The 8,424-nt window shown below is 69.9% G+C and carries 8 protein-coding genes; 4 read left to right on the forward strand and 4 right to left on the reverse strand.

The annotated features are described in order from the left end of the window. Positions 1–30 precede the first annotated feature (30 nt). The gene (locus tag ACFWPA_RS19365) at positions 31–1,335 is read right to left on the reverse strand and encodes a PQQ-binding-like beta-propeller repeat protein (RefSeq protein WP_378506537.1); all 1,305 of its coding nucleotides are present in this window, start codon (positions 1,333–1,335) and stop codon (positions 31–33) included. Between the two features lie 260 nt (positions 1,336–1,595). On the opposite strand from ACFWPA_RS19365, the gene ACFWPA_RS19370 reads away from it, so the two are divergent. Further along, complete coding sequence (locus ACFWPA_RS19370; RefSeq protein WP_378506538.1) at positions 1,596–1,856, forward strand: hypothetical protein; 261 nt, start codon at positions 1,596–1,598, stop codon at positions 1,854–1,856. Positions 1,857–1,873: 17 nt separating this feature from the next. Then, complete coding sequence (locus ACFWPA_RS19375) at positions 1,874–2,614, forward strand: acyltransferase (protein WP_378506539.1); 741 nt, start codon at positions 1,874–1,876, stop codon at positions 2,612–2,614. 68 nt (positions 2,615–2,682) lie between these two features. On the opposite strand, the gene ACFWPA_RS19380 is transcribed toward ACFWPA_RS19375, so the two are convergent. The 3 genes from ACFWPA_RS19380 to ACFWPA_RS19390 are packed head-to-tail and all read right to left on the reverse strand — an operon-like array spanning position 2,683 to position 6,316. After that, complete coding sequence (locus tag ACFWPA_RS19380; RefSeq protein WP_378506540.1) at positions 2,683–3,927, reverse strand: glycosyltransferase family 4 protein; 1,245 nt, start codon at positions 3,925–3,927, stop codon at positions 2,683–2,685. 5 nt (positions 3,928–3,932) lie between these two features. Beyond that, positions 3,933–5,447 (reverse strand): 1,4-alpha-glucan branching protein domain-containing protein, encoded by a 1,515-nt coding sequence (locus tag ACFWPA_RS19385; RefSeq protein ID WP_378506742.1) that lies wholly within the window; start codon positions 5,445–5,447, stop codon positions 3,933–3,935. A gap of 20 nt (positions 5,448–5,467) precedes the next feature. After that, positions 5,468–6,316, reverse strand: coding sequence for a methyltransferase domain-containing protein (locus tag ACFWPA_RS19390; RefSeq protein WP_378506541.1), 849 nt, complete (start codon positions 6,314–6,316; stop codon positions 5,468–5,470). A gap of 197 nt (positions 6,317–6,513) precedes the next feature. Between ACFWPA_RS19390 and ACFWPA_RS19395 the strand changes: the two genes are divergently transcribed. Further along, positions 6,514–7,299: an electron transfer flavoprotein subunit beta/FixA family protein gene (locus ACFWPA_RS19395; RefSeq protein WP_378506542.1), complete on the forward strand. Its 786-nt coding sequence runs from the start codon at positions 6,514–6,516 to the stop codon at positions 7,297–7,299. Positions 7,300–7,344: 45 nt separating this feature from the next. Continuing rightward, positions 7,345–8,298, forward strand: coding sequence for an electron transfer flavoprotein subunit alpha/FixB family protein (locus tag ACFWPA_RS19400; protein WP_378506543.1), 954 nt, complete (start codon positions 7,345–7,347; stop codon positions 8,296–8,298). Positions 8,299–8,424 lie beyond the last annotated feature (126 nt).

Genomic DNA, 8,424 nt, shown 5'->3' on the forward strand with positions numbered 1-8,424 from the left:
GGCCCCCCCCCCCCCCCCCCACGGCCCCGGTCAGGGCGTGAACACGAACAGTTCCCCGATCGCGCTGGAGGTGAGGACCTCGCCGTCCGGCCCGATCGAGGTGCCGACGGGGTAGCCCGACGCGTTCGGCAGCGCGTCCCGGTCGACCGTCTCACCCGTCCCGGTGTCGAAGGTGATCAACGCGAGTCCGTCGGCGCCGTCCCGGACCGTCGTGTAGCCGGTGCCGCCCGCGGTCTGGGCGGGGTCACCCAGATGTCGAAGTTCCTTGCGCTCCCAGGCGATCTCGCCCCGGTCGCCGAGGTCGCGGAGGGCGAGCAGGTGACCGTCGGGCCCGCCTGCGGGGATGATCAGCCCGTCGGCGGAGACGGACGGGCTGCCCGCCGCGACGTATCCGAGGTCCTGCTGCCAGCGGGCGGCTCCGGTGCCTGCGTCGAGCGCGAACAGCACGCCCCTGGTGTCGGTGACGTAGACGGTGGCGCGGTCCGCGGAGAGGACGGGGCTCGATGCGCTGCCGCCGGGGACGACGCCGGACGACCATTCCTCGGTGAGCTGTCCGTCGCGGTATCGCATTGCGACCAGCTCGGCGGCGGGGCGTCCGGGACGCCACACGGTGAGGTAGAAGCGGCCCGTCTCCAGATCGATGGCGGGGGTGTTCGCGACCGGGCACTCCGGTGACGATCCGAGGGCACAGGTGTCGAGGCCCTGGGCGGCGGGCGGCAGGGGAATGTTCTGGCCCTGCTCGATGGTTGGTGCCGGGACCAGCTGATAGGACGGAACGATTTCCTTGCCCGTCTGCGGGCTGAGGACGGAGACGACGCCGAACTGGGTGACGAACAGCACGTTGCCATCCCCGGTGAACTGGGCGGAGATGGGGGTGCCGCTGACAACCGTTCGCCACCGCAACTGCCCCATCTCGGTGAACGAGCTCATCGCGCCGTCCTCGCCGATGTAGACGTTGGTCGCGGTGTCGACGATCGGCGTTGACGCCGCGACGCCGGGGCCGATGCGGGTGCACCAGCGTTTGCGTCCGCTGTCCATCTCGAACGACCAGAGGTTGCAGCCGCGATCGGAACCGGTGGTGGCGAAGATCTGGCCGGTCGACGCCACCGAGGCGGGCGTCGCGGTTGGCGCGCCGAGCGGGCGCGACCAGTCGAACGACACGGATCGGGATCCGGTCACCGGACTGCTGTTGCTGTTGCCTGCGTCCGCGTGCATCGCGGGCCAGCCGGCAGGCGAGTAGATGGCGGTCGCCGGGGAGTCGCTGCCGCAGCCGGCCGCGAGCAGCGCCGACACCGTTGCCAGCGATATCGCTGTCGACCGAAGGACCCGCCGCATTCATCACTCCTCGTGTGGATTTCGCTCGCTGCACACTATCTGGCCGGGGCGGGTGGGGCGTTCACCCGCCCCGTGCTCGGCCGAGCGGAACGCCACCCGATTTGCGGAACTGCAGGCGTGGCATTCATTCACGTGGCGGACAGTGGTTCGAATTTCCGCGCACGGAATGAGTTCGCGAGTTCGGGACGGCGCAATTCCCCGCGATCATTAGTCCGAGAAATTAGCCAATTTGTTGGCCTTATCTGTGATGCAATGGACACATGGGTTCGGCAGGAGCGAAGGTGGGGACGGGTCGGCCCACCGGCGACGTCGACCACCTGCTGGGTACGCCCCTGGCAGGCACCGTGATCGTGGTCGCCCTCATCGTCGGCAGCGCCGCACTGATCGGGGTGATGACCGGCTCGCTCCTTGCCGTTGCGGTGGTCGCGGTCGGCGCGGTGGTGGCGGCCCTGATCCTCGGTGGGCTCGACCGCGTCGGACCCGAATCGGGGCCGGGCCGTGATCGACCTCACCATGGGTGACCGTAGGCTGTCCGGTCATGACCAGCATGTGGGGCGCACCGTTGCGCACGAGGTGGCGTGGATCCCGGCGGACCGACCCGGACCAGGCCAAGTTCCTTACCCGCGACTCCCTCCGGTGGGTGCTCGCGAACAAGGCGTACACGCCGTGGTATCTCGTGCGGTACTACCGCCTCGCGAAGTTCCGGCTTGCCAATCCGCACGTGATCCTGCGCGGCATGGTGTTCCTCGGCAAGCGGGTGGAGATCCACTCGACGCCCGGGCTGTCCCGGCTGGAAATCGGACGCTGGGTTCACATCGGTGACGGCAATGCCATCCGCTGCCACGAGGGTTCGCTCCGCATCGGCGACAAGGTGGTCTTCGGTAAGGACAACGTCGTCAACACCTACCTCGACATCGAGATCGGTGCCTCCACCCTCGTCGCGGACTGGTGCTACATCTGCGACTTCGACCATCGCATGGACGACGTCAACACCCCGATCAAGGATCAGGGCATCGTCAAGGGTCCGGTGCGGATCGGTCCCGACACCTGGATCGCGGCCAAGGTGACGGTGCTGCGCAACACGATCACCGGCCGGGGCTGCGTGCTCGGCGCGCACGCCGTGGTCAAGGGCGAGGTGCCGGACTACAGCATCGCGGTCGGGGCGCCTGCGAAGGTCGTCAAGAACCGCAGGGAGGCGTGGGAGGCCGGTGCCGAGGAGCGGGCGAAGTACATCGCCGCGCTCGAGGACATCGAACGCAAGAAGGCCGCAGCCGGATAGGCGCTGCGCGCCCGTGAGTCCTTGTGGCCTCGATGGGGGCCAGAAGGACTCACGGGCGGCGGAGCCGCCTACCGGCCGGGCAGCGGGCGCTGCGGGATCTCGGGCCTGGCCAGCGGGTGCCGGACCCGGCGCTTGGCGCTCAGATAGACCTGCGCGGTGTCGGTGGCGACCTGATGCCAGTCGAAGTCCTCCGTCAGCCGGTCCCGTGCCGCCCGGGCCCGGAGTTGGGTGGCCGTCGGCTCGTCGAGGGCCTCCCGGACCGCGGAGGTCAGGCCGTCCACGTCACCCGGCTGGAACGACAACCCGGTCACCCCGTCCACGACCGCCTCGCCGAGCCCGCCCGCGGTGGACGCCACCAGCGGTGTGCCCGCGGCCGCGGCCTCGAGTGCGATGATGCCGAACGGCTCGTAGCGGCTGGGCAGCACGATCGCGTCCGCGCCGTGCAACCAGCCGAGCAGTTCGGTGTGGTCGAGCGACCCGAGGAAGTTCACCGACCGCAGCACCCGGTGCGTGCGGGCCTGCTCGCGCAACCACTCGTACTGGGTGCCCTCGCCAGCCACGGCGAGCGTGGTGCCGGGGTGGCTGCGCCGGATCCGGGGCAGCGCCGCGATCACGTCCTGCACGCCCTTCTCGTATTCGAGCCGCCCGACGAACAGCAGCCGGGGCGGACCCGACCGCGGCGCCCGGTCCCGGTAGGTCCAGGTCGCGACGTCGATCCCGTTGCGGATCACCGTGATCGGCGCCAGGTTCGGTCCGTAGAGCTCACTGACCTCCTCCTCCATCGAGGCGGAGCAGGTGATGATCGAGTCGGACTCGTTGGCGAGCCACCACTCCACCGAATGCACCTGACGGTTGATCGTCCCCGACAGCCAGCCGCTGTGCCTGCCCGCCTCGGTGGCGTGCAGCGTCGAGACCAGCGGCACGTCGAAGTACTCGGCCAGCGCGATCGCCGGATGCGCGACCAGCCAGTCGTGGGCGTGCACGACATCGGGCCGCCAGCCCTCGCCGATCCCCGGGCGGGCCAGGCCGACGCCAGCCCGGACCATCGCGTGTCCCATCGCGAGGGTCCACGCCAGCATGTCCTCGCCGAACACGAAGTGCGGGGCGTCCTCGGCGACCGCGACCACCAGGACACCCTCCGAGATGTGGGTGATCGTCGGATGGGTGGAGGCGTCGGTGCCGGTGGGCCTGCGCGAGAGCACGACCACCTCGTGTCCGGCCGCGGCCAGCTCGGTCGCCAGGTGATGGACGTGCCTGCCGAGGCCGCCGACGACCACGGGCGGGTACTCCCACGACACGATCAGAACCTTCATCTCCGTCACCCCTCCGCGACGTCGTCGGGCAGTCGGCGCGCATCGAGGCCGGGGAACAGCCCGTCCGCGTTGTTCCATCCGGCGGCGAGCCGGTCCGCGCGGTCGGCGTGCCCGGACGCGACCGCGTCGGCGATCTCCCTGGTGGCGTGCGCGTGCTTGTGGGCGCGGTCGCGCGCGTACCCCGCCGCCGAGTCCTTGCTCACCATGAACGCCCAGTCGCTCTGGACGGTCATGATCGCCTCCCGCAGGATCTGGTCGTTGGCCCGGTCGCGCACCGCACGACGGCCCGCGGACCCGCGGGCCTTGTCGACGGTGTCCAGCGCCGTCTGCACGACCTCGGCGTTCAGCTGCACCAGGTCGGCAACCTGGTCGCCCGCCCACACCCGCCAGTCCTTGCCGCTGCCCCATGACGAGTCGGCGAGATCGACGGGTGCACCGACGTACCCGCGGTCCCGGGCCTGCGACAGCGTGCCGACGTCGACCCCGGCCTCGGGCAGCGCGCGGAGCACCTTCTCCAGCCACTGCGGTCCCTCGAACCACCAGTGCCCGAACAGTTCGGTGTCGAACGCGGCGACGACGAGGGCGTCCCTTCCGGTCCGGTTGTGTTCGCTGTGGATCCGGTCGACGACGGTGGCGACGAAGTCGTCGACGTGCCGGTCGACGGCCGCCGCCGCCAGCTCCGGGTCGTACGGCGCCTTGTCCTTCGAGTCGACGGTTTTGCCGGTGACCCGGGACGGCTTGAGCCCGGTGTCGTGGTCGTAGGTGTGGAAGTCGCGGTACGCGCCGTGCCCGGGGTAGCCGGATTTCGGTGACCACACCCGGTAGGACACCTGCAGGTCGCGCCCGAACGCGACCACGTCCGAGTCGCGGACCGGCCGCCCCACCGAGGTATCACCGCGCAGCGACGGCCCGTCCACCATGAAGTGGGTGACGCCGGCGTCCGCGTACTCGACCTCCATCCCCGGGGTGTAACCGCACTCCGGCGCCCAGATCCCGGACGGCCTCGTGCCCCACCGCATTCGCGCGTCCTCAAGGCCCTCCCCGAGTTCGAATCGACGCAGCCGCGGATGCAGCAACGGCTGGAACGGGTGGGCCAGCGGACCGCCGAGGAGTTCGATCGTCGAGTCGTCGATCAACCGGCGCAGCACCGGGGAGGCGCCGTGCCGCCACCGCTCCTCGAAGTCGGCGAGGGCCTGTGCGGCGAGCCGGTGCTCGCGGGCACCGAGGTCGCGGCGGGCGCGGCCGGGCATCAACGCCGCCTCGTTGGCGCGCAACTGCCAGTTGCCGAGCCAGTGGTGCATGCCGTCGAGACTGTGCGGGTCGTCCAGCATCGCGGCGAGGACCGGGGTGATGCCGAGGGTGAGCAGGTTCTCCCGACCCTCGGCGGCGAGGGTCCGCAGCACCCGGGTCACCGGCAGGTAGGTCGCCGCCCACGACTGGTAAAGCCATTCCTCGCCGACCGGCCATCGGCCGTGGTTGGCCAGCCACGGCAGATGGGAATGCAGAACGAGGGCGAACATGCCCGGCTGGCGGGGGGCGCTCACGTGTGCGCGCCGGGTTTGCGGGCCACCGCGACCAGGTCGAGGCTGGCGTCGATGTCGGCCTCGGTGAGGGTGAAGTCGTCGATCGTGATCGACTCCACGTCCCGGACCAGGTCCGCGGGCCAGGGTTCGCCCGCGAGGGCGCGGTCGATCTGGGCGTCGATGAACGATCCGCCGTGCTCGGCGTCGAGGTCGCGCAGCCGGGGCCCGTGGTGCACGCCGGTCATCGTCGTCACCTCGAAGCCGGCCTGCTCGAGCAGTTCGGTGAGTTCCGCCGCGTTCAGTTCCCTGGTGTGGAATGGGTTGAGCGGGGTGTCCCGGCCGGGGGAGAAGGTGATCCGGTTCGGGGTGCTGATCAGCAGCTCGCCGCCCGGGGTCAGCACCCGGAAGCATTCCGCGAGGAACTGTGCCTGGTCCCAGAGGTGTTCGATGACCTGGAAGTTGACGACCGCCCCGACGGAGGCGTCGTCGAGGGGGAGGTCCGCGAGGTTGCCCTGCCGCATGTCGATGCGCGGGTAGCGCGCGCGCACGTGCTCGACCGCGGACGCGTCATAGTCCAGGCCGATGACCTGCCGCGCGACGTCGGCGATCATGTTGGCGCCGTACCCCTCCCCGGAGCCAGCCTCGAGGACGATCCGCCCGGAACAACGATCGAGGAGCCGCTGGTACACCACCTCGTGGCGGCGGAACCAGTAGTTCTCCTCGGGCACGCCGGGGACGGTGCGCTCGCCGGTCAGCGGCAGGGTCGCGTGGTCGCCGGTCGTGGCGGTGGTCGGTGCAGAAGAGTCGCTCACCGCTGCCAATTTACTGCCACGTGTTCCACCGCGGGTCGCGGTGGTCCAGATCACAGGCCCCGCGCGGTCGTTCGGGTCGTTCCGGCAGGGCATTTCCACACTAAGTTACCCACTGGTAACTTAGTGTGTTGTAGTGTGACGCACGGTCATCGTGCGAAGTAGATGAATACCCGAGAGCTCGGCCACCGCGGAGCCGCTCGCTGAGAAGACAGACAGCTGAGAAGACAGACACAGGAGGTCGACGAAGACCCATGACGAACATCGTCGTTTTGATCAAGCAGGTTCCCGATACCTGGTCCGAGCGCAAGCTCACCGACGGTGACTTCACGCTCGACCGTGAGGCCGCGGATGCCGTGCTCGACGAGATCAACGAGCGCGCCGTCGAAGAGGCACTGCTCATCAAGGAGGCCCAGGGCGGCGAGGTGACCGTGCTGTCCGCCGGTCCCGACCGCGCCACCGACGCCATCCGCAAGGCGCTGTCCATGGGTGCCGACAAGGCCATCCACCTCAATGACCCGGCCCTGCACGGCTCGGACGCGATCCAGACCGCGTACGCGCTCGCCGCGGCGCTCGGCCAGATCGAGGGCGTCGAGCTGGTCATCGCGGGCAACGAGGCCACCGACGGTCGTGCCGGTGCGGTCCCCGCGATCATCGCCGAGTACCTGGGCCTGCCGCAGCTGACCCACCTGCGCAAGCTGACCATCGCGGATGGCAAGGCCACTGGCGAGCGGGAGACCGACGAGGGCGTCTTCGCGCTCGAGGCGCCGCTGCCCGCGATCGTCTCGGTCACCGAGAAGATCAACGAGCCCCGCTTCCCGTCCTTCAAGGGCATCATGGCCGCGAAGAAGAAGGAAGTTCAGGTCCTCACGCTGGCCGAGATCGGCCTCGACCCGGCCATCTTCGGTGTCGAGAACGCCGCAACCACGGTCACCGCGTCCACCCCGAAGCCCCCGCGTACCGCTGGCGAGCGCATCACCGACGAGGGGGAGGGCGGCAACCAGATCGCCGCCTACCTGGTCGGTCAGAAGATCATCTGATCCGCGCCCCCCAACCAGCAGACACACACGTAGGAGAAGGAAGCAATGGCTGAAGTACTTGTGCTCGTCGAGCACGCCGAGGGCGCGCTCAAGAAGGTCAGCACCGAGCTGATCACCGCCGCCCGTGCCCTGGGCGAGCCCGCGGCCGTCGTCGCGGGCCCCGCCGGGACCGCGGACAAGCTGCAGGACGCGCTCGCCGCCGCCGGCGCCGCGAAGGTGTACGCCGCCGAGTCCGACGACATCGACGGCTACCTGATCACCCCGAAGGTCGACGTTCTCGCCGCGCTGGTCGAGTCCGTCTCCCCGGCCGCCGTCCTGACCGCCGCCTCCACCGAGGGCAAGGAGGTGTCCGGTCGGCTCGCCGCGCGCATCGGCTCCGGCCTGCTCGTCGACGTCATCGACGTCAAGGCCGACGGTGTCGTCCATTCCATCTTCGGTGGCGCGTTCACCGTCGATGCCAAGGCCAACGGCGAGGTCCCGGTCATCTCGGTCCGCCCGGGTGCCGTCGAGGCCGCCCCGCAGGCGGGTGCCGCCGAGCGCGTCGCGGTTGACGTCCCGGCGCAGGAGGAGAACGCCGTCAAGGTGACCTCCCGCCAGCCGATCGTCGGTGGCGACCGCCCGGAGCTCACCGAGGCGTCCGTCGTCGTCTCCGGTGGCCGCGGTGTCGGCTCGGCCGAGAAGTTCTCGGTCGTCGAGGAGCTCGCCGACGCGCTCGGTGCCGCGGTCGGCGCCTCGCGTGCCGCCGTCGACTCGGGCTACTACCCGGGCCAGTTCCAGGTGGGTCAGACCGGTAAGACGGTCTCCCCGCAGCTGTACATCGCGCTCGGCATCTCCGGCGCCATCCAGCACCGCGCGGGCATGCAGACCTCGAAGACCATCGTCGCGGTCAACAAGGACGAAGAGGCCCCGATCTTCGAGATCGCGGACTACGGCATCGTCGGTGACCTGTTCAACGTCGCCCCGCAGCTCACCGAGGCCGTCAAGGCGCACAAGGGCTGAGTCGCGCTCCGCGCACCGTGCGTGATTTTTACCCCTACCGGGGAAAAATAAACCACGGGTGCAGTGGGCCCGCTCCCCCTGGGGGGCGGGCCGCCGCCGTTTGATAACACCCCTGCCAAAGACGCG

Origin of the sequence: Rhodococcus sp. NPDC058505 (genome assembly GCF_042720095.1) — a bacterium.
GTDB lineage: Bacteria > Actinomycetota > Actinomycetes > Mycobacteriales > Mycobacteriaceae > Rhodococcus_G.

Bases quoted from the DNA above. Each gene is read 5' to 3' on its own strand.
- ACFWPA_RS19365 (WP_378506537.1), bottom strand. From the start codon at position 1,335: ATGCGGCGGGTCCTTCGGTCGACAGCGATATCGCTGGCAACGGTGTCG.
- ACFWPA_RS19370 (WP_378506538.1), top strand. From the start codon at position 1,596: ATGGGTTCGGCAGGAGCGAAGGTGGGGACGGGTCGGCCCACCGGCGAC.
- ACFWPA_RS19375 (WP_378506539.1), top strand. From the start codon at position 1,874: ATGACCAGCATGTGGGGCGCACCGTTGCGCACGAGGTGGCGTGGATCC.
- ACFWPA_RS19380 (WP_378506540.1), bottom strand. From the start codon at position 3,927: ATGAAGGTTCTGATCGTGTCGTGGGAGTACCCGCCCGTGGTCGTCGGC.
- ACFWPA_RS19385 (WP_378506742.1), bottom strand. From the start codon at position 5,447: ATGTTCGCCCTCGTTCTGCATTCCCATCTGCCGTGGCTGGCCAACCAC.
- ACFWPA_RS19395 (WP_378506542.1), top strand. From the start codon at position 6,514: ATGACGAACATCGTCGTTTTGATCAAGCAGGTTCCCGATACCTGGTCC.
- ACFWPA_RS19400 (WP_378506543.1), top strand. From the start codon at position 7,345: ATGGCTGAAGTACTTGTGCTCGTCGAGCACGCCGAGGGCGCGCTCAAG.